12 protein-coding genes and 1 pseudogene are annotated in these 21,750 nt (G+C 57.7%); 7 read left to right on the plus strand and 6 right to left on the minus strand.

The genetic code is table 11. The features are described 5' to 3' along the window. The first annotated feature begins 264 nt into the window (after positions 1-264). Positions 265-5,316 (plus strand): dermonecrotic toxin domain-containing protein, encoded by a 5,052-nt coding sequence (locus AC1RKH_RS21375; RefSeq protein ID WP_493063084.1) that lies wholly within the window; start codon positions 265-267, stop codon positions 5,314-5,316. A gap of 41 nt (positions 5,317-5,357) precedes the next feature. Here AC1RKH_RS21375 and argR read toward each other — a convergent pair whose 3' ends face one another. The 6 genes from argR to acs all read right to left on the minus strand — a co-directional run bounded on the left by argR (position 5,358) and on the right by acs (position 12,157). Then, complete coding sequence (gene argR, locus AC1RKH_RS21380; RefSeq protein WP_123426776.1) at positions 5,358-6,338, minus strand: transcriptional regulator ArgR; 981 nt, start codon at positions 6,336-6,338, stop codon at positions 5,358-5,360. Positions 6,339-6,450: 112 nt separating this feature from the next. Next, positions 6,451-7,215 carry an ABC transporter ATP-binding protein gene (locus tag AC1RKH_RS21385; RefSeq protein WP_123426775.1) on the minus strand — a complete coding sequence of 255 codons (765 nt, stop codon included), beginning with the start codon at positions 7,213-7,215 and terminating at the stop codon, positions 6,451-6,453. A gap of 36 nt (positions 7,216-7,251) precedes the next feature. Then, positions 7,252-7,950 carry an ABC transporter permease gene (locus AC1RKH_RS21390; RefSeq protein WP_493063085.1) on the minus strand — a complete coding sequence of 233 codons (699 nt, stop codon included), beginning with the start codon at positions 7,948-7,950 and terminating at the stop codon, positions 7,252-7,254. Further along, positions 7,947-8,636, minus strand: coding sequence for an ABC transporter permease (locus AC1RKH_RS21395; RefSeq protein WP_123426773.1), 690 nt, complete (start codon positions 8,634-8,636; stop codon positions 7,947-7,949). Before AC1RKH_RS21395 ends, AC1RKH_RS21390 begins: the two co-directional genes overlap by 4 nt. A 90-nt stretch (positions 8,637-8,726) precedes the next feature. Continuing rightward, positions 8,727-9,503 (minus strand): ABC transporter substrate-binding protein, encoded by a 777-nt coding sequence (locus AC1RKH_RS21400; RefSeq protein WP_493063086.1) that lies wholly within the window; start codon positions 9,501-9,503, stop codon positions 8,727-8,729. Positions 9,504-10,201: 698 nt separating this feature from the next. After that, the gene (acs, locus tag AC1RKH_RS21405; protein ID WP_493063087.1) at positions 10,202-12,157 is read right to left on the minus strand and encodes an acetate--CoA ligase; all 1,956 of its coding nucleotides are present in this window, start codon (positions 12,155-12,157) and stop codon (positions 10,202-10,204) included. 415 nt (positions 12,158-12,572) lie between these two features. Here acs and AC1RKH_RS21410 point away from each other — a divergent pair, with 415 nt between their 5' ends. From AC1RKH_RS21410 to AC1RKH_RS21435, 6 genes and pseudogenes are all read left to right on the plus strand, one after another. Beyond that, positions 12,573-12,836 (plus strand): DUF2790 domain-containing protein, encoded by a 264-nt coding sequence (locus AC1RKH_RS21410; RefSeq protein WP_493063088.1) that lies wholly within the window; start codon positions 12,573-12,575, stop codon positions 12,834-12,836. A 664-nt stretch (positions 12,837-13,500) separates the two neighbouring features. Then, positions 13,501-14,748 carry a ribonucleotide-diphosphate reductase subunit beta gene (locus tag AC1RKH_RS21415; protein ID WP_019693172.1) on the plus strand — a complete coding sequence of 416 codons (1,248 nt, stop codon included), beginning with the start codon at positions 13,501-13,503 and terminating at the stop codon, positions 14,746-14,748. Positions 14,749-15,092: 344 nt separating this feature from the next. Beyond that, positions 15,093-18,608, plus strand: coding sequence for a phage tail family protein (locus tag AC1RKH_RS21420; protein WP_493063089.1), 3,516 nt, complete (start codon positions 15,093-15,095; stop codon positions 18,606-18,608). A gap of 17 nt (positions 18,609-18,625) precedes the next feature. Beyond that, positions 18,626-19,816 (plus strand): hypothetical protein, encoded by a 1,191-nt coding sequence (locus AC1RKH_RS21425; RefSeq protein WP_493063090.1) that lies wholly within the window; start codon positions 18,626-18,628, stop codon positions 19,814-19,816. Positions 19,817-19,836: 20 nt separating this feature from the next. Then, positions 19,837-20,907 (plus strand): hypothetical protein, encoded by a 1,071-nt coding sequence (locus tag AC1RKH_RS21430; protein WP_493063091.1) that lies wholly within the window; start codon positions 19,837-19,839, stop codon positions 20,905-20,907. 122 nt (positions 20,908-21,029) lie between these two features. Next, a pseudogene (locus AC1RKH_RS21435) lies at positions 21,030-21,692 on the plus strand (ribonucleotide-diphosphate reductase subunit beta); the annotation flags it as partial. Positions 21,693-21,750 lie beyond the last annotated feature (58 nt).

Raw genomic sequence — 21,750 nt, forward strand, 5'->3', positions numbered from 1 at the left:
CTGGCGAGCGATGAGGGGATTGTAAGGACAGTTTTCAGCCCGGCCTTGCCGCCAAGCGACAACTTCTTATAGCGCAAACCCCGGATTTCTCCGGGTTTACGGCAATGCGACAAATAGCGTCGCAAAGGCGCAGTTTAAACTGCTGGCGCGGATTTGCGGCAGGCTTGGCGAGAGATGAATGCCTGCGTGCCTAAATATGTACCGCACCGTGAACGGCGCATCTTGTTTCCCTTGACGCTCTTTGAGCGTTAATGGACCTGCAAGATGCAATTACCCGATGAGCAAACGCGAACAGCCCTGGCTGACGCAACGTATATCGCACACACCGACACCCACTATCCGCCTCTCACCCAGACGATTCCCCACTGGCTCGGGAACGCATCATCCGCCAGGCGCCTGGCGTTGAAGAAGGCACGTCCGTTACTGGCAAATCGTCTGCGCGCAGCACCGGCCCCGCAACACGCCGAACTCGGGCGGCTGAATGCTGCCCACTGGACGGCACAAAACCATGTCGACCGCGCGCTGGGAAACCTGCAAGACGCCTACGCTTTTGCCGAGCCACTGCTCAAAAACGCCCTGAAAGCACGATTCGGCGTGGATCTGGACGTTAAAGGCACGTTCTTGCGCCTGTACATTCCCGCGACCATTCCCTGGTTCCCGATCAAGTCAGGCGCCGCTCGCACCTGGACGGTATCGCTGCTGAATGCGGCGCTGCACAACTTTGAAGAACAGGAAACCCACAAGGATGCCTACGAACCCGACTCGACGTTCATCACTGAGCCTTCTTCGACCGGACAGTTCGACACCCTGCCGGCGCTCAACCAGACGATCACAGTCCAGGCCTTTACCCGGTTATGCCGCGAGCTGGACATCGGCGGCCAGTACCGCGCCTACCTTGAGGAGAATCTGGGCATCTCCAACCCGCTGGTCGCGACCGTGCTGCGCACCAGGATCGAGGCCAGCCAGAAAGCCGCACTGAAGGCGGCGCTGCAACTGGCGCGCATGAACGGCGACATTCAGGACGACTTCTTTCAGTTGATCCTGGGACTGGCTGAAGGCTCGTACAGCATCAAGCTCGGCAACGAGCCCTTGCTGTGCCACGACCTGACAATCATGTCCGCCAAGCTGACCGGCATCGTGGTGTTTGCGCCGAACCTGGAACGCTCACGCAATACTGCACGAATCGCGGTCTACATCCCCGATGACCCGGAGCACCCGATCAAGGAATACACCTCGACGGCCGAGCTGATGCAAACCCTCACTCGCCAGCTGCGCACCCCGGATTACCAACAATTTTTCAGCCGCTTTGTGGCTCACGAAGACCGCGGGCATTTCTTTGGCAACCTGGCCGATCGCCTGAGCCAGGTAACCTGGCATCAACGCCCTTACAGTGACCCGCTGCCATCATGGCGTGAAACGCCGGTAGAGCGGCCCAATCTGCAATTTTCTGTCGCGCCGATCCATCGCGGTCCATGGCCCCATCTCTACCGGGAACAACTGAACAAAATCCTCAACGACGCCCGGGTCATCGCGGTTTCCACCGCAACGGCGGACCAAAAGGCTCGCTGGGCACTCTGGGACTCCTTTACCGGCGTGGCATCAGCCATTGTTCAGCTCGCCGCTTTCGTCGCCCTGCCCTTTGTGCCGTTTCTGGGGGAGTTGATGCTGGCCTACATGGCGTATCAACTGGTCAACGATGCATTCGAAGGGATCATCGACTGGGCGCAGGGGCAGACCGTCGAAGCGTTCGAGCACCTGATGACGGTGGTTGAGACCCTGATCCAGTTGGGGGCCTTCGCCGCAGGCGGCGTCATTGCCGCAGGAGAGTTTCGCAAGGCACTGCCCGCAGAGGTCGTCGCCTTCATTGACCGGTTCAAACCGGTGCAGGCGGCCAACGGCAAAACCCTTTACTGGAAACCCGACCTGAGCCCCTACGAACATACCGCGACCTTGCCACAACACTCGATTCCCAACGCATCAGGACTGCATCACCACAACGGCAAAACCATCGTCCCCATCGAGGGCAAGCGCTTCGCCGCCAGACAAGACCGGACCGGCGACTACCGCATTGAGCACCCCACACGGCCCGACGCTTACAGCCCCGCGCTCAAACACAACGGCAGCGGCGCCTGGCAGACCGAACTCGACCGACCGCTGGAATGGGACAAACGCACGCTATTGCGCCGCCTGGGACCTCTGAGCGAAAAGCTCTCTCCCGTCGAACGCGAGCATGCACTCAAGGCCAGCGGGTTGCACGAGAACACCCTGCGCAAAATGCATGTCGAGCATGAGCCCATGCCGTCCCTGCTGGCCGACACCCTCAAACGCCTCAACATCGACAAAGACCTGCAAACTTTTATCGACCGTCTCGGCAGCGAGCATCACGAACAGTATTCAAAGGCCGATTCCCAGACCCAACTCCAGCTGCTCACCGAACACTTCTTGTGGCCCGACAGTACAGGCCTCAGCCTGCTCGATGCACAGGAAAACATTGCCTGGGAAACCACCAGCCTTGCACGGTCGGGCATTGAGGTTCAGGAAGGTCGATTGACCGATGGCGACCTGCTCAAAACCCTGCTTGCCCACCTGAGTGAAACCGAGCAGAAAACCCTTCTGGAAGAAGACCGGGGCTCGCCGCCTCTCTCGCTGAGTGCACGCGCCGCAACCCTGAGACAAAAACTCGCACAGACCGCCGCCCGACAAAGAACATCACTGTTCGACAGCCGGTACCGGGCACTTGAACGCACCCACAACGCCACGCTTCAAAAACTGCTCGACACCACGACGGGGCTGCCACTCAGCGTGGCGACCGAACTGCTGGATACCGCCACGGATGCCGAGCTGCGGCTTCTGCAAACCGGAGAAGTACCGAAACGCCTCAAAGACCTTGCCCGCTGGGCGATGCAAGAAGTACGGCTGACGCGAGCCTACGAGGGGCTTGACCTGCCATCGCTGGAAAATCCGGACACCGATCTGCTGCGACTCCATTCACTTGAGCGTCTGCCAGGCTGGACATCCGACGTCCGAATAGACGTTCAGGACTACTCATACAACGGCCATACCCGCACCCGCATCGGCAAACAAGACGCTCTCATCCGCAAAGTGCTGGTGCGGCGCGAGGATGGTCGATACGAAGCCTATGACGACGAAGGCTTGAATCTGAGCGGCGCGACCGACCTCAGCCAGGCGATTCTTCATGCCCTGCCCGACGCCGAACGCAACGCACTGAAGATCAATACCCATCAAGGGGAAAAACTCCAACAAGCACTGCGCGAGCATCCGCTGGAGCGCAATGAACTACGCAACATTCTGGAGCAGAATCCGATACTTAAACCGGCCTATGACCCGACCACCATGCGCCTGCTCGGAGGCGCCGACGGCTATGATCAACTCCCGCCGGGCCAACCGGATCTGGTGCAGAGGGTTCGCCAGCTCTACCCGGCACTCAACCCGGAAGAAGTGCTGGCGGTCATCGAACACCTGCACACCCACCCCACCGGTGCTCATGCCGAACTTGCCCGTCTGCAAGGCGAGTACACCCAACTGAACCATGACCTGCATACCTGGACCAATCAGGCCCCCCAGCTCGATCCTCAAACCGGTAACAGGCTCAGTGTCGCGCAGATGATGGAAAACAGAGCGAGCCGCATCGCGTTCAGGGCGGAGATGCTCCGTGGCTGGCGTCGGCAAATCACCGCCAGCATTACCGACGACGCCCTTGACGGGGTCGAGTGCCTGTTGAGTTTTTTCAAACCGCTCGTGGGAGAACTGCCGACCATAACGGCAGACTTCAGCCGTATTTCGACGCTATCAATGACGAACAGCGGCACCCCGCAAGGCATCATGGGCTTCCTGCAACACTTCAACGGGCTGACCCGCCTTGAGCTCAGAAGCGTTGCCCTGGGCGAACTCCCGCCTGCCCTGTCCAACATGCCGAAACTCAATCAGCTGCTGCTGACCGACTGTGGCATCGTGCTGACCCCGGATACGCAAGCAACGCTTTCCTCCTTCAGCAACCTGGTGACGCTGGACCTCTACAATAATCCGCTAGGCCTCTCTCCCACCCTGCGGGGAATGCCCGAGCTCAACTTCATCGATCTGTCCAATACAGGCATCAGCAGAATGCCAGAGGGTCTGCTCGGTCATCAGAATCTGCGCACTGCGATCCTCTGTGACAACCAGATAACCAATCTGGACCCAGCCTTTTTCAATCTCCCCGCCCGCACCAGCAAAGGCATGGATTTTGGTAACAACCCTCTCTCGCTGGCGAACCGTGAACAGATCAAGACCTACTTCAAACGAACCCGCCAGGACTTCGGCGTCATGGCCGCCCAGACAGAAATTGACCGTGCCCAAGCGCTATACCCGCTTCTGGACCAGGAGGAAGCCAGCGACTTCATCTACCTGCTACCCGGAAACCTGGAGGTCGGCAGAGCCGAACTGACACGCCTGGAGACCGAGTACACCACGCTGCGCAACGATCTGGCCGCATGGACTTCCGACCTTCCTGCCGTGCATCCGCAAACAGGTCAGCCGTTCACCAACGCGCAGCTGACAGAGGAGCACTTCGCCCGCGATGCGTTCAAAGAAACCGTAGAGCAGTGCTGGCGTCGCGAATCCGATCAAGAAGGGGTCAATGCGCAAGGTGAGGCGCTTTATGAGCTCTACACCGACGAGATCATCAATGGCGACTTGCCTCAACTGACGGCGGACTTCGGCCATGTCTCACGACTGCAGATGGACGGCGAAGAAAAGGTGAGCTCGAGCCTCAATGGTTTTTTACGCTGTTTCCCCAACCTGCGGAGTCTGACCATCAGCGACTATGCACTGAGCACGATTCCCGAGCCAGTATTCAACATGGGCGAGCTGACTACATTGGTGCTTACCGATTGCCTGATCACGCTGACCTCGCAGACGCAGGCTGCACTGGCGGGCCTGGAGAATATCGAGCATCTGGTACTGGGCGGTAACCCACTGAGCTTACCCGCCGACATCAGCCAGATGCCTCGACTCAAGACCCTCATGCTGTATGACACAGACATCAGCGAGATCCCGCCGGGCCTGTTGAGTCGTACAACATTGCAGGTGGCGAATCTTACCGATAACGCGATCAGCGAAATCCCCAGCGATATTCTGGAACTGCCTGTCGATGTCGCCAAGAGGATCAAGCTCGGCGGAAACCCATTCTCCGAAGAAAGCCTGCAACGATTCATCGCTTACTTCCAGCGAACCGGCGAATACTTCGGTATCGACGAAGTCATCAACCGTGCGCAAGTGGAGGCTTCGAATTCCGAGAGCAGTGAAGTCGAAGAGTAACAGGGAGCTGACGCTCAGCCCCCCACGCCGAACTGAAAGCGTCAACCGCGCTCTGAGGGCGCCGACGACAACTCGAACGGACTGCTGCTGCGCCGCTGGTTGCGATCTTCGCGCGGCGTGGCGCCGAAGAAATTGCGGTAGGCGCTGGAGAAATGCGGCCCCGAAGAGAAGCCACACGACAAACCGATCTGGATGATCGACTTGCTGGTTTGCATCAACATCTGCCGGGCCTTGTTCAGGCGCAGCTCCAGGTAGTACTGGCTCGGCACTCGGTTGAGGTACTGCTTGAAAATCCGCTCCAACTGCCGACGGGACACGCACACATGCTGGGCGATTTCGTCGGTGGTCAGCGGTTCTTCGATGTTGGCTTCCATCAGCAACACGGCTTGCGTGAGCTTTGGATGGCTGGAGCCGAGGCGATTCTGCAATGGGATGCGCTGACGCTCACCGCCCTCGCGAATACGTTCGACCACCAGTTCTTCGGACACCGCACCGGCCAGTTCAGCGCCGTGATCACGAGCCAGCACCGCCAGCAACAGATCGAGCACCGACATCCCGCCGCATGCGGTCAGGCGATCGCGATCCCAATCGAACAGATGACTGGTAGCGATGACCTTGGGGAAGCGCTCGGCGAAATCATCCTGCCAGCGCCAGTGCACCGCCGCACGATAGCCATCGAGCAAACCGAGTTGGGCCAACGGATAAACACCGGCCGACAGACCGCCAATCACACAACCGGCACGCACCAGTTGCTTGAGCGCGCTGCTGAGCGCTGGCGCCAAAGCCGTCGGCGGCTCATCGGCCAACAAAAACAGTTTCTGGAAATTTTCCAGCTTGCCGGTCCAGGGCTCACCCGGCAATTGCCAGGCCCCTTCTGCAGGCGTTTCGGCCTGCAGGAACGAGAGTTCGTAAACAACCTCCGGATGCACGCGCTGAGCAACACGCAAGGCCTCCTCGGCCAGCGCCAGCGTCAAGGCTTTAGTGCTGGGCCAAATCAGGAAACCAATTCGATGGGCAGTCATGGCGGGCAATCCGAAACGAAAACAGTGTTAGAGCCAAAGGCGGCTGCAACCAAATTAGACCATCTGGCGCGCGGTGCGCAGCATGACCTAATTTGGTGCGTAACGGGAGCGATTACTTCAGGCTGCCCGAGAGGAATTGTTGCAGACGTTCGGACTGTGGATTGACCAGCACTTCACGCGGGTTGCCGCTTTCTTCAACCACGCCTTTGTGCAGGAACACCAACTGGTTCGACACTTCACGGGCAAAGCCCATTTCGTGCGTCACCACGACCATGGTCCGGCCTTCCTGGGCCAGCGCCTGCATCACTTTCAACACGTCGCCAACCAGTTCCGGGTCGAGCGCCGAGGTCGGCTCGTCGAACAGCATCACCTCGGGTTCCATCGCCAACGCACGGGCGATCGCCACACGTTGTTGCTCACCACCGGACATATGGCCAGGGTATGCATCTTTACGATGAGACACGCCAACCTTGGCCAGATACATCTCGGCCTTTTCACGGGCTTCGGCCTTGGACATGCCGAGCACGTGAACCGGCGCTTCCATGATGTTTTCCATCGCGGTCATGTGCGACCACAGATTGAAATGCTGGAACACCATCGACAACCGCGAACGCATGCGCTGCAGTTGTTTCGGGTCGGCGGCTTTCAGCGCGCCGTCCTTGTTCGCCACCAGTTTCAGCTCTTCGTTGTTCAGCAGAATCTTGCCGGCGTGCGGTTGCTCAAGCAGGTTGATGCAACGCAGGAAAGTACTTTTGCCGGAGCCACTGGAGCCGATGATGCTGATCACATCGCCGGCTGCCGCTTTCAGGGACACGCCCTTGAGCACTTCGTGACTGCCGTAGCGTTTATGCAGGTCTTGGACTTCAAGTTTGTACATGCTGTCGGTTCTCACAAAAACAGTCAGTCAGTGGTTTCAGTGCTTGCGCGGGGCGAGGTAGCCCAGCCAGCGGTGCTCGGCCATCTTGAACAGACGCACCAGAATGAACGTCATGCACAGGTAGAACACGCCTGCGGTGATGTAGGCCTCGAACGGCAAGTAATACTGAGCGTTCACCGTGCGCGCGGCACCGGTGATGTCGATCAGGGTCACGATGGACGCCAGACTGGTGGTCTGCAGCATCATGATCACTTCGTTGCTGTACTGCGGCAGCGCCCGGCGCAACGCCGACGGCAGCAGGATGCGCTTGTACATTTTGAAGCGCGACATGCCCATGGCCTTGGCCGCTTCGATCTCACCGTTCGGCGTGGCCCGCAGGCTGCCGGCAATGATTTCAGCGGTGTAGGCACTGGTGTTGATCGCGAAAGCCAGGCACGCACAGAACGTCGCGCTGGACAGCCACGGCCAAAGGAAGCTTTCACGTACCGCTTCGAATTGCGCCAGACCGTAGTAGATCAAAAACAGCTGCACCAGCATCGGCGTGCCGCGAATCACGTAGGTGAAGAGCCAGGCACTCATGTTGACGATCGGCTGCTTGGAGACGCGCATCAGCCCCAGCGGCAACGCCGCCAGCAAACCGAACAGCAACGACAGCGCGAGCAGTTTGAGGGTGGTCACCAGGCCGCCGAGGTACAGCGGCAAGGCCTCCCAAATGACGTTGTAGTCGAAGATCATAGATCAGCCGCCCTTACGCCTACCGAGTAGCGCTTCTCAAGGTGACGCAATGCCAGCAACGAGACACTGGTGATCACCAGGTACATTGCCGCTACTGCGAGGAAGAAGGTGAAAGGCTCGCGGGTGGCATCTGCCGCCTGCTTGGCCTTGAACATCATGTCTTGCAGACCGACCACCGAAATCAGCGCAGTCGCCTTGGTCAATACCAGCCAGTTATTGGTGAAGCCCGGAATCGCCAGGCGAATCATCTGCGGCACCAATACCCGAAAAAACACCTGAAAACTGCTCATGCCGTATGCCGCACCAGCCTCTGCCTGACCTTTCGGGATCGCCATGAAGGCCCCACGGAAGGTTTCCGACAGGTACGCACCGAAGATGAAACCCAGGGTGCCGATACCGGCGATCAACGGGTTCAGGTCGATGTAGTCGTCATAGCCGAGCAACGGTGCAACACGGTTGAGCAAGTCCTGACCGCCGTAGAAAATCAGCAGGATCAGCACCAGATCGGGAATCCCGCGGATCACCGTGGAATACAGATCGCCCAGCCAGGCCAGCCAGCGTACCGGCGACAGGCGCAATGCGACCCCGATCAGACCCAGAACAATGGCCAAGGCCATGGACGACAAGGCGAGCTGAAGCGTCAGCCATGCGCCATCGAGGATGACAGCCCCGTAGCCTTTCAACATGATTCAGGTCCTCGAAAGTTGGGATGAAAAAATGGCGCAAACCTCAGAGATCCTGTTGCTTGCGCCATTTCGGATGGACGTGCGAGCTATTTACTTGCCGTAAATATCGAACGCGAAGTACTTGTCCTGGATTTGCTTGTATTTGCCATTCGCACGAATGGCGACGATGGCTGCGTTGATCTTGTCCAGCTCAGCCTTGTCGCCTTTACGCACGGCGATACCGATGCCGTCGCCGAAGTATTTCTCGTCGGTAAAAGCCGGGCCGACAAACGCAAAGCCCTTGCCCGAATCGGTTTTCAGGAAGCCGTCATCCAGCAGGGTAGCGTCTGCCACGGTGCCATCGAGGCGACCGGCAGCCACGTCCAGGTAGATTTCGTTCTGCGAGCCGTACGGCTTGATTTCAGCACCCAGCGGCTTCAGGACTTCTTCAGCGAAACGGTTGTGGATCGAACCGCGTTGCACGCCGATTTTCTTGCCCTTGAGCTCGGCCAGGTTGTCGCTGACCTGAGTACCGGCCTTCATCACCAGACGTGCCGGGGTGTTGTAGTACTTGTTGGTGAAGTCCACGGACTTCTTGCGATCGTCAGTGATCGACATGGACGACAGGATCGCGTCGATCTTGCGCACTTTGAGTGCCGGGATCAGACCGTCGAACTCTTGTTCGACCCAGACGCACTTGACCTTCATCTCTTCGCACAGGGCGTTGCCGATGTCGTAGTCGAAACCAACGATGCTGCCGTCCGGTGCTTTGGATGCGAACGGAGGGTAAGCCGCCTCGATACCAATTTTCAGAGGCTTTTCATCGGCGAACGTTGGCAGGGACAGCACGGACAGTGCCAAGGCGCCAAGAAGCACGAGTTTCTTCATCTTAGGACTCCATCGGTATAGGGCGAAAACGGCAGAGTGAGCGACAGCCCAATATGCGAATGGGTGGATCTGGAAAGCTGCGCTGCGTCGTAGGATTGTTGCGTTGAGTTCAGTTCTGATTTCAACGCAGACGACGGCGAGCGAGTGATCGGCATTCTAACGACAGGCCCGAAGCCGATATTTCTTCAATGCGACAACAAATTACAGAAGCACCGAGAAACCCGACCAAGCACATTGACAGCCCTGCAAATTCATGCAGGAGCAAAAGACAGTGAACCGATCTATGTTGCAAATTGCGGGCCTATTATTCGCAAAGCCTTCTAATCCGGCAAGCGCAGCGTTGTGTCTTATTTTTCAGGTGGTCTGAACAGGCCCTGAGACGGGGCTTTGCGTTTCCCAATGCCTCGAAAGCGGGCGAGCGGTTACACATTTAGTTACTTGAGGCGGACCGGGTAACAGTGGGAATTAACCTACAAACGAAGTCGATAATTATTGGCTCACCCTCTCCTCCCCCTGATCGTTCCCACGCTCCGCGTGGGAATGCCGCCATGGACGCTCCGCGTCCGCCGTTGACGCTGTGACGCGGAGCGTCACGGGATGCATTCCCACGCAGAGCGTGGGAACGAGCACATCCAGACAAAGAAAAGCCCCACCAGGCGCAACACCGGGCGGGGCTTTCGATGACTCAAGAACCGCTATTAAGCGACGTTCATGGTCTTGTGCGTATCAATCAAATGCTGCACCACACCCGGATCGGCCAGGGTGGAGATATCCCCCAACCCGTCATATTCGGCGGTAGCAATCTTGCGCAGGATCCGGCGCATGATTTTCCCCGAACGGGTTTTCGGCAGGCCTGGCGCCCACTGAATGACATCCGGCGAGGCAATCGGGCCGATCTCTTTGCGCACCCAGTTTTTCAGTTCCAGGCGCAGCGCTTCGCTCGGCTCTTCGCCACCGTTGAGGGTGACGTAGACATAAATGCCCTGCCCTTTGATGTCATGCGGCACACCGACCACCGCCGCTTCGGCGACTTTCGGGTGCGCAACCATCGCACTTTCGATCTCGGCAGTGCCCATCCGGTGACCGGAAACGTTGAGCACGTCATCCACGCGACCAGTGATCCACCAGTAGCCGTCTGCGTCACGACGCGCGCCGTCACCGGTGAAGTACATGCCACGGAAGGTCTTGAAGTAGGTGTCAACGAAACGATCGTGGTCGCCATACAGCGTACGTGCCTGACCCGGCCACGAATCGAGAATCACCAGATTGCCCTCGGCAACGCCTTCGATGATGTTGCCCAGGTTGTCCACCAACGCCGGCACCACCCCGAAGAACGGCCGTGCCGCAGAACCCGGCTTAAGCGCATGAGCGCCCGGCAGCGGACTCATCAAGGTTGCGCCGGTTTCGGTCTGCCACCAGGTATCGACGATCGGGCAACGGGATTGGCCGACGTTCTTGTAGTACCAATCCCACGCTTCCGGGTTGATCGGCTCACCGACCGAACCCAACAGACGCAGGCTGCTGCCATCCGCACCTTCAACAGCTGCGGTGCCCGACGCCATCATGGCGCGGATCGCGGTCGGCGCGGTGTAGAGGATGTTGACCTTGTGCTTGTCGACGACCTTCGCCACCCGGGTGATGTCCGGGTAGTTCGGCACGCCTTCGAACAGCAAGGTGGTCGCGCCATTGGCCAGCGGGCCGTAGACAATATAGGTGTGGCCGGTGACCCAGCCGACGTCGGCGGTGCACCAGTAGATTTCGCCCGGACGGTAGTCGAACACGCGCTCATGGGTCAGCGCGGCGTACAACAGATAGCCGCCGGTGGTGTGCTGCACGCCCTTCGGCTTGCCGGTGGAGCCAGAGGTATAAAGGATGAACAGCGCTTCTTCAGCGCCCATCTCTTTCGGCGCGCACACGGTGCCCGCGACTTTCATCAGGTCTTCGTACCAGATGTCGCGGTGCTGGTTCCACTTGATGTTGCCACCGGTGCGCTTGCACACGATGACCTTCTGGATGCTGCTGGTTTCCGGATTGGTCAGCGCGTCATCGACGTTGGCCTTGAGCGGGATTTTCTTGCCGGCACGCAGGCCTTCGTCAGCAGTGATCACCACTTTTGATTTGCAGTCGATGATTCGACCGGCCAGGGCTTCCGGCGAGAAACCACCGAACACCACCGAGTGAATCGCGCCGATCCGGGTGCAGGCCAGCATGGCAACCACGGCTTCGGGGATCATCGGCATATAGATTGTCACCACGTCGCCGCGATGCACATCCTGGCCGCGCAAGGCGTTGGCGAACTTGCAGACTTCTTCGTGCAGCTCGCGGTAGGTGATGTTGCGGCTCTCGGCAGGGTCATCGCCCTCCCAGATGATCGCGATCTGATCGCCACGTTCGGCGAGATGGCGGTCCAGACAGTTATAGGAAACGTTCAGAGTGCCGTCGGCGAACCATTTGATGTCGACATGGTGATCGTCGAAGGAAGTCTGCTTCACCGTGGTGAAAGGCTTGATCCAGTCGAGGCGCTTGGCTTGCTCGCGCCAGAAGCCGTCCGGGTTGACGACCGACTGCTGGTACATGGCCTTGTAGGTCGCCTCGTCAGTCAGCGTGTTGGCCGCAACCTCGGGACGAACGGGATACAGAGAAGCCGCACTCATCTTTCTTACCTCGGTGGAATAGTTGTTTTTGTATGGCCCCGTTGTAGCCGGGCCGGGCCTATAGAACCATTCGACGATGGTAGTAACAAGCCCCTACAAAACGTCGTATTTACCGGTAAAGCCGCTCAGACCCGCCGGTTTCAGCGGGCTTCAGCCGTTTTGCGAAAGGCGACCCCGCAGTGTACGAGGTCGTTTTTACGAGATTGTTACAGGATATGCCAATAGTCTTTATCAAAAGCACACCTATATACGCGCCCCCCCCACGCCTAAAATCAGCCTCGCCAACACGGCAAACGTGATTAACCCAGTTGCAGCCCCCACGAAGGCAGTTAATCCAACACTCAGTCATCAAGTTCCACACGCAACCCCAAAAAGGTTGCGTGACCCCCTTCAACCTCAGAAAGGTAAAATTGAAATGAAAGCTTTATTGGTTCTGGCCCTCAGCAGTCTGTGCGTAACCGCCATGGCAGACGAGATCCCGACTGATGTTGCCAACAACAGCGTACCGGTAGAGGAATACACTTACTCGACTCACCTGGACATCGCCAAAGTTATCTCCATGAGCGAAGTTCCAAGTGTTTGCGAAGTGGTACCAGCCCGCATGGAATATGAAGACTCGAACGGTCAACGGCATATTCTGCGCTACAGCGTGATGGGTAACGGCTGCTCTAACGGCTGATCATCAACGCTGAGGTCTTGCTCATTGCCGGACCCGACATCACCGCCCGACCTTCGTCGGGCGTCGTTGTGTCTGGAGCCACAGAAACCCTAACCAAAACACTACATGTAGTGTAAAAAGCCATTTTTGGTTGTTTTTTGAACAGAAAATCTCATCAACAATTTCCACCCAAAACTGAACACAATCTCGCCCACCAACACACCTCATCTTCCCTGTAAGTCCCGCGCCATCGGGCTTGCGGCGTTTTGGCAGCAAACACCGACGTCTAGACCGTTCTCACGTCGCCAAAAATCCTCAAAAAAAATCTTCATCGGCCAAAGCCCTGTAAACCCTTGCTCCGCCTTGATTACGCGGCCTGCCGAGGGTTCTCTGAGCCATTTCGTCGCACCACAACCGTGAAAAAACACCTATAATGCGCCCGTAAATCGGGCCTGCAACATCCCCTTACAGGAGGATGCAGGACGCTGAGACCACCGCAGGAGCTGACGACGTCATCTCCGCCCTTAGCGACTTCAGGACACCCGTACACATTTCTGTTTTTTGCCTGCGTACTGCTGCAACAAACGATTCCTTTTAGAGACAACGCGGCCACCGAGCCGTGTGAAAAACCGACCATCAGAGTTTTCACACGGGCGACTGGCCCTCACGCAGGAGACGACACGTCATGCTGAGCTGGGACGAATTCGACAAAGAAGACGGCGAAGTTGTCGCCAAAGGCGCCAATGCTGGCCACGCAACCGAAGCCAACATGGACCGCCTCGACAGCGCCGGTGGTGCCGCAGCCCTTGAAGCTCGCGCCGTAACCGCCACCGACTCGGCTGCGATCATCCGCGCCAAGGCCGCCCTCGACAAACTCGACGTCGCCGAAGGCCTGGCCGAACTCGAAGGCGCTTCCGCCCGCGTTGCGGTCGACGAAAAGCGCATGATCAACTGCCGCGCCGACCTCAACCAACTCGTCCCGTTCAAATACGACTGGGCCTGGCAGAAGTACCTGGACGGCTGCGCAAACCACTGGATGCCGCAAGAAGTCAACATGACCGCCGACATCGCCCTCTGGAAAAACCCGGAAGGCCTGACCGACGACGAGCGCCGCATCGTAATGCGCAACCTCGGCTTCTTCTCCACCGCCGACTCCCTGGTTGCCAACAACCTGGTCCTGGCCGTGTACCGCCTGATCACCAACCCGGAATGCCGCCAGTACATCCTGCGCCAGGCCTTCGAAGAGGCGATCCACACCCACGCCTACCAGTACTGCATCGAATCGTTGGCCATGGATGAAGGCGAGATCTTCAACATGTACCACGAGATCCCATCGGTCGCGAAAAAAGCCACCTGGGGCCTGAAATACACCCGTTCGATCTCCGATCCGAAGTTCGAAACCGGCACCGTCGAAACCGACAAAGAACTGCTGCGCAACCTGATCGCTTACTACTGCGTACTGGAAGGCATCTTCTTCTACTGCGGCTTCACCCAGATCCTCTCCATGGGCCGCCGCAACAAAATGACCGGCGTCGCCGAGCAGTTCCAGTACATCCTGCGCGACGAATCCATGCACCTGAACTTCGGCATCGACGTGATCAACCAGATCAAAATCGAAAACCCGCATTTGTGGGATGCTGAAATGAAGGAAGAAGCGACCCAGATGATTCTGCAGGGCACTCAGCTGGAGATCGAGTACGCTCGTGACACCATGCCTCGCGGCGTGCTGGGCATGAACGCGGCGATGATGGAGGACTACCTGAAGTTCATCGCTAACCGTCGCCTGTCGCAGATCGGTTTGAAGGAAGAGTATCCAGGGACGACTAACCCGTTCCCGTGGATGAGCGAGATCATGGACTTGAAGAAAGAGAAGAATTTCTTTGAGACGAGAGTGATTGAGTATCAGACCGGTGGGGCGTTGAGCTGGGATTGATTTCTGGCTGGACTTACCAGTTTTGAATTGAATCTGCAAATCGCAAAAAACCAAAAAGCCCTGAACCTGTTCAGGGCTTTTTTGTGGGAGATGGCTCATCAAAAAGACGGTTTGCGCCGAGACAGGAAATCAAAATCGAACGCCCCCCCCCCCGACAAACCCATTTTTATTTATCTGCTAGTAGACGACTTCCACCCGTTAATTTGAATAACCGGAAAATATTGAATTTATAGCCACTAGAAAATCGTTGAGAGAACGGCATACACCTAATTTCAAATTGATATTACACCCCCCCCCTTTCTCACTACGCTCTCCTTCGGATGGAACCACTCCTTGGAGATATCATGGAAAGATCACCCTCACGCTCGTCGCCTCAGAACTCCGTCACTGTCGTTCCCGAATCCAAGTTCATGCAGAACTACCGCATTGCTAGCGCCGTTCATGGCGGTAGTTCGGCGTCAGCGATCATGAACGGGCAGGGCAACGTGGAACTGTTCACCAGTGGATCAGACACCTTGGTCTGGAACATCTACCCCGACCCCAACAGTGAAACGGCCAGCGCCTCAACCCAGACCGGCCTGGCCGGTGAAGTGATTGCCACCGGTCTCACCCCCGGGGGCAACATTGCGTTGTTCGTAGCTCAGGGAACCAACCTGCTCTACACCGTCGAACAGCCTCAGAGCACAACGCGCTGGTCGCCGGCCAGGTTGATCCACGTCCCCCTGCCGTCCAAGGCTCGGCGTATTGCCAAAATCTGCACCGCACAGATCAGCGGCAAACTGTACATCGGCGTGTTGGTCGAAGCGGCCGGCAATTTTGGCACTACCTACAACTTCAGCTACGGCATTTGGGACGATAAAGCGCCAGCGGCCCTGAACCGCACCACCATGCAGATCCAGACCCTTAATGCGGTCTGGACCGGCAATGCCGAGGTAAACGCGGCCTTCAGTGTCTACGACACGATCATCCTGCAATATGTCGTCAGCTCCGGGCAGGTCCTGCGCCCGCGGATCGCAGCCAGCTTCCGCACCATCGATGTGGCGGCCGCCACTGACTCGGCGGGCAATACCCAGGTTCTGGCGATCCTCGCCGATGGCAATGCCTACACCCTGGTCGGAGGGGGTGCGCAGCCCTATAGCTGGGCACAGATGAGCATCGGTGCTTCATTCAAGCAAGTCTGTTTGCTGCCCTCCCACCCACAGATCAATGGCCTGTTGCTGGGGACCGACAGCACCCTGCACCACACGATCCAATCAACCCAAGCGACTACCGGCTGGTTGGCTCCGGCACCGATTTTCAAGGGTGCTCAGTCGTTTTGCGCGACGCTGAATGGTGACGGTATTGAAGTCTTCGCCCTCAAGGCGCAACAGAATACTGTCGTACATCTGACCCATGAAACCCAGAGCAGCAACTGGGAAATCGCAGCACTGGAGATTCAGGCCAGCGGCAGTATCGAGGACTTCGCGTCTTACAGCACTGATGTGGCATTGTTCAATCAGCTCGGAGCACCACTGGTGGAAACGCCGGTCCAGGTGTGGACAGCCGAGGCTTCGCGTCTGGCGATCAACGGCAGTGTTTACTACGTCACGCCCCGGCGTCCGGTTCGGGTGCTCACCAACAGCGCCGGCGTCCTGTCCATTGCCCAGCAAACCGATGCGCTGGCAATTCCCGCGATAAGGATCAATGTTCCCAGTCTGATGTCGTCGGGCGAGTCCATCGAAATACGGCAAAATGCCGATGTGCAGGAGTCATTGCGCAAGGCTGATGGAAACGCGCTGATGAATGCCAAGCTGGCGAATGGCTCCCCCTTGTTGACCGGCCAATACCACAAACAGGAGACCGCCGACGCGGTAGCCGAGGCAATCGGCCGCTGCATGAATATGACCGATTCGGCGTTCATGTTGGCGCAGAGGGGCACTCCTTACCTTGATCCTCGCCGTCCGAGGGCGGGTGTCTCGCTACGGTCGGACGCTGCGCAACCAGTTCAACCTGAGAGTTCCGCAACGGTGCAGGGTCAACATTGGCAACTGTCAGTGCGCAACGGTCAACTGTTGTTTACCGATCTGTCTGCGGAAACCGCCCATAGCGAGCTTCTGTATTTGCGCAGCAGCGCGATATCGGCAGGTTTGTTTGACTGGCTGGAAGATATCGGTGACTTCATTAGCGGAATCGCCCAAGGCATAATCGAAGTCGTCGATTACGTCATCAGCACGGTGGTAGGTGGGATCCAGGCAGCTTTCCACTTCATCGTCGATGGCGTGCAGTATCTGTTCGAAACCTTGATCGATACAGTAGAGAAGGCCTTTGACCTTGCCGAATCGGTGTTCGCGGCGGTCAAGGTATTCTTCCAGGAGCTCTATGAATGGCTGGCATTCCTGTTCAACTGGAATGACATTTTGCGCACCCATGAGGCACTGGCGCACATCGTCAATACCGGTTTCGACTTTCTCGCCGGCGCAGCCGGCGGTATCCAGAACAAGGTGGATACCGGCATCAATACCTTGCAGAGCCAGTTGCAGCAATGGTTCAACCAGGCCAAAACCACCATTGCAGGTGGCCACAGCCTGGGGGGTTATGAGCAGGCCAACACCCCGGACGACCCGGCCACCAGCAAATCGGTGGCCAACAACATCGTCTACAACGGCCTGATCAACAACGCATCATCCGCCACATCGGCCCAGGGAACTTTCGTGTTGGCCAACGAACTTGGCGAGCCAATCAGTGACTTCATCTCCAAGCTGACGGCCCTGGTGGACGTCACCAAGGCTTCCCAGGCCTTTGCCGATGCCCTGGCCTACCTGTCGGACCTGGGCACCAACCCGGATCAGATTTTCCGCAAATTGCTGGCCGCTTTGATGAGCGTGGTTGAGGGGGTACTGCAGACTGTACTGTCCGGCGTAAGGGCAGTGGTCGATGCCCTCCTGCAATTGGTCCAGTCGTTGGTGACCAGCATCAAGGGCTTGCTGAACGCCGAATGGAAGATTCCGTTTGTCAGCGATCTCTATCGACTGGTTACCAATGGGTCGGCGTTGACCACCCTGGACCTGGTGGCGCTAGTGCTGGCCGTACCGGGCACGATTCTCTACAAAACCCTGAAAAGCGTCGCACCGTTCCCCGATAGTGACAGCGTCGCGCAGTTCAAGACGGCTCTCAATGCTCAGCGACTGCTGGTCGCTACCGGACTGGGATCGGCCAAGGGCCGGGTACGCAATCGGATCAACGACGATGTCTGGACGGGTTTCCTGCCTAGGGAACTGGCGTTGGTGACGGGTGTGCTGGGGTCCGTTTCCTACTTCTTCTATGGTTCCCTTACGGCCCTGGGCGATGGGCTACCGCCGGAGCAGGCACCGCCTGACATCGTCGGCTACGTCGCTTATATGCTCGAGTTGTCCGCGCAGATTTGCAGCTGCCCGTGGTTCCTATCCGCCGGTACGCCAGGGTGCGCGACCGCTGATGGTGCCGGTCGCACGCTGTGGATCTACACCTGGGTCGGCCTGGTGCTGGACATGGTGTTTCTCGCGCAATGGAAACGCATGCCCGAGAACAAGGACGACCTGGGCGTGGTCGCCACCTTCATCTATGGCCTGGGCCATCTCGGAGCGGCCATCCCGGCGAGCATTGGCCAGAGCGGCACGACTGTGGCGTTGAACGTCGTGCCGTGCATCCCGGAAATCTGCAAGCCATTGCGCCTAACCCAAGTGGTCGCCACCACCGGGGGCTACTCGCTCGCAGGGCAAGCCGCCCTGGATGCCATTTGTTACACCGCCACCACAGTGCTCAACGTGGTGGCAGTCAGTGATGCAACCACCCACCCCACCAAGGATGCTGCGCCGACGCGTACCACCATCCTCCCAGCCTGAGTCAAAAGGAGTTTGACATGTTAATAGTCTCTAAAGAGTCAGCCACCGTTGGTCATGGATATCACGCGCGCTTGCTGCGCGGCCCGGCAGTTCTACCGCACGCCGAACTGCTCAACGTCGCCGCAACCACTAACTATAACAAGGGTATCTACATGCGCCCCAATCAGGGCAACCAGGGGACGGTGCCTGCGGGCTCGCCGCTGTGCAGCTGTCCTGATATCTGGATCGCCGGAAGTACCCCGGTGGCCAATTTCCAGAGCGCACTGGCCACTGCCGCCAGTTACGCGACCCAGTCCATCGATTCCATCACTCAGGGTAGCCCCAACTACCTCTATGTCCGTGGCAAGAACGGCACGGCTATTCCACGCACGACCCAAGTCCAGCTCTACGGCGTGCCTAACGCCGCCATCCAGTGGCCAGGAAACTGGGCCAACTTCGCCATCCCCACCGATATCGAGTTCCAGGACGGCACACCGCCGACCTACACGTCGTCCATTGTCAACCTGGCACCCGGCAACATTGGCGTGGCTGCTAACACCTTTGTCTGGGCCAACCCGCAACCCCCAACAAATGGGAGTAGCCATTACTGCTTGATTACCTGGCTCAACAATGATGGCAACGCATTCCCCGATGTGCTGACGCAACTGGACATGTCCGCTCTGGTGACGAACAACCTGCAATTTGGCTGGCGAAACGTGGCCATGATTTCCGCCCAGTCGCCGACGATACAGATCAATACTCAACTGATCATTCCAGACGATGTCACGCCGGGAAGCCGGGAGTATTCCTTGCAGGTCACAAACACCGGGTTCGCGCCTAACACAGACAACAACGGCTGGACGTTCAGCCTCTCTTGCAGCCAAACTGACTCCAAAGGCAACCCCATTTCGATCGTCAACACCGCCATGCCTGGGCTCAATCACTTCGTCGGCGTGCGTTGCTGGCTCGAACCGGGCTATAACGCAACCCTCACCCTCAACCTGCATCGCAACAACGGTCCCGTAGCCCTCCCGGGGGCTTCGTTGGATATCGCCCCTGCTTACTACTCGGATGGCACCGTTAAAGAAACTGAAGAGGCTTTGCAAAGGGGACTGGTGGACTTTGCGCTGTCCCACGCTTTGCACAGTGCTTATCGCGGCGCTACTAATGCCAGCGTCCGCCCGCGCCCCCTTGTGTTGTTGGGTGCCGATGGTCTGCGTATCAAATAACCGAACAAGGAGTTCACGTCATGAGCGAAGCCGTCGTCAACTTATTCAGCCGTAATGCCCAGAGCGTCGAAGACATTTATCTGCGTAACAACCTGGGTTCCAAAGGAGCAGTGCCCTTTTCACCACCGTTGGGGCTCTGCCCCGACATCATTCAGAGCGATGTACCGGTCAAGGATTTTCAGAACGAGTTCAGCTCCGTAGACAGTTGGCAAAAAACCTACAATGTCGAGCCCACCGGGGCGCGGCAAAACTACTATTACGTGCGCGGCATGAATGGTGGCAAATCAACGCCAACGGACTCGCTTTCTCTGTACTACGCCCCGGCGCAAGTCTTCATGCTGCCGGCCAGCTGGAAGGGCAACCTGCTCAGTACCACCTCGGGCTGCGAGGCATCGGAGGTAACAGCGTCCCCCGGGCATATAGGGGTCGGCCAGGAAGCGTTTCTATGGACGCCGCCACCGATCCATCTCGACAGCTATTTCAACCTGATCGCCCAGGTCAACAGTGGCAGCCAGCCGAACCCTGTGCCCAGGGTCAGTGATTGGTTGGACCTGGCGAAGCTGATTGGCCAGACCCCAACCTTCGGATTTCGCAATCAATCCATGGTGGAAGGCAATCAGTGGGTGCGCCGCCAGCAGTTGCATGTTCCGACCAACTTCAAGTCGGCGCTTATAAGCATTTCCATCTCGGCCAGCGGGCTGACCGGAACCAAGATCAGCCTGTTGTGCGACACTGTAGCGCCCAACCAGGATCCGATCATACTCGGCCCATTGACGATCCCAGACGATGGTATCGTGACCGGTGCAAAGTTCACGCTACCACCGGGCTACAGCGCCAACCTGGCCGTCCAGTTCTGGAACCCCGACAACATCAAGATCGCGCCGGGCGCCACCTTGCAAGTGACATTCGGCTATCCGATCAACACCGGCGCCGAGTTTGAACGGGCGGTGCAAGAGCAGTTGGTCAACCACACCTGGAATGATGAGTTGAATCAGCCGATCGTGGCTTCTCTCCAGCCCAAGGCCATGGCAGTCGTCAGCCAGCTCACGTTTACCTTCAGCGCGGAGAATCCATTGAACCAACACTCGTAAGGGGCGGCTTACCTGGACAGCGAATTCTTTTTCATGAGTATCAACAGTACCTTTCCAAGTAATCTATAAAGAACTAAAAGAGGCCCTGAGCATGTAATACGCTCAGGGCTTTTTTATAGCATTACTGCATCGAATCGTTGGCCATGGATGAAGGCGAGATCTTCAACATGTACCACGAGATCCCATCGGTCGCTAAAAAAGCCACCTGGGGCCTGAAGTACACCCGTTCGATCTCCGATCCGAAGTTCGAAACCGGCACCGTCGAAACCGACAAAGAGTTGCTGCGCAACCTGATCGCCTACTACTGCGTGCTGGAAGGCATCTTCTTCTACTGCGGCGTCACCCAGATCCTCTCCATGGGCCGTCGCAACAAAATGACCGGTGTCGCCGAGCAGTTCCAGTACATCCTGCGCGACGAATCCATGCACCTGAACTTCGGCATCGACGTGATCAACCAGATCAAAATCGAAAACCCGCATTTGTGGGATGCTGAAATGAAGGAAGAGGCTTCGCAGATGATTCTGCAAGGGACTCAGCTGGAGATTGAATACGCTCGTGACACCATGCCTCGTGGGGTTTTGGGCATGAACGCGGCGATGATGGAGGATTATCTGAAGTTCATCGCTAACCGTCGTTTGAGCCAGATTGGTTTGAAAGAAGAGTATCCGGGGACGACTAACCCGTTCCCTTGGATGAGCGAGATCATGGACTTGAAGAAAGAGAAGAATTTCTTTGAGACTCGGGTTATTGAGTATCAGACTGGAGGGGCTTTGAGCTGGGATTGATTTCTGGCGCTTGCCGCGATTTGCCGGTCATGATCTGAATCGGCGGATTGAAAAAACT

It is taken from the genome of Pseudomonas sp. GW822-FHT06B12 (assembly GCF_058799675.1).

Excerpts from the sequence above, each read along its gene's own strand:
- AC1RKH_RS21375 (WP_493063084.1), top strand. The coding sequence starts at position 265 with ATGCAATTACCCGATGAGCAAACGCGAACAGCCCTGGCTGACGCAACG.
- argR (WP_123426776.1), bottom strand. The coding sequence starts at position 6,338 with ATGACTGCCCATCGAATTGGTTTCCTGATTTGGCCCAGCACTAAAGCC.
- AC1RKH_RS21385 (WP_123426775.1), bottom strand. The coding sequence starts at position 7,215 with ATGTACAAACTTGAAGTCCAAGACCTGCATAAACGCTACGGCAGTCAC.
- AC1RKH_RS21390 (WP_493063085.1), bottom strand. The coding sequence starts at position 7,950 with ATGATCTTCGACTACAACGTCATTTGGGAGGCCTTGCCGCTGTACCTC.
- AC1RKH_RS21395 (WP_123426773.1), bottom strand. The coding sequence starts at position 8,636 with ATGTTGAAAGGCTACGGGGCTGTCATCCTCGATGGCGCATGGCTGACG.
- AC1RKH_RS21400 (WP_493063086.1), bottom strand. The coding sequence starts at position 9,503 with ATGAAGAAACTCGTGCTTCTTGGCGCCTTGGCACTGTCCGTGCTGTCC.
- acs (WP_493063087.1), bottom strand. The coding sequence starts at position 12,157 with ATGAGTGCGGCTTCTCTGTATCCCGTTCGTCCCGAGGTTGCGGCCAAC.
- AC1RKH_RS21410 (WP_493063088.1), top strand. The coding sequence starts at position 12,573 with ATGAAAGCTTTATTGGTTCTGGCCCTCAGCAGTCTGTGCGTAACCGCC.
- AC1RKH_RS21415 (WP_019693172.1), top strand. The coding sequence starts at position 13,501 with ATGCTGAGCTGGGACGAATTCGACAAAGAAGACGGCGAAGTTGTCGCC.
- AC1RKH_RS21420 (WP_493063089.1), top strand. The coding sequence starts at position 15,093 with ATGGAAAGATCACCCTCACGCTCGTCGCCTCAGAACTCCGTCACTGTC.
- AC1RKH_RS21425 (WP_493063090.1), top strand. The coding sequence starts at position 18,626 with ATGTTAATAGTCTCTAAAGAGTCAGCCACCGTTGGTCATGGATATCAC.
- AC1RKH_RS21430 (WP_493063091.1), top strand. The coding sequence starts at position 19,837 with ATGAGCGAAGCCGTCGTCAACTTATTCAGCCGTAATGCCCAGAGCGTC.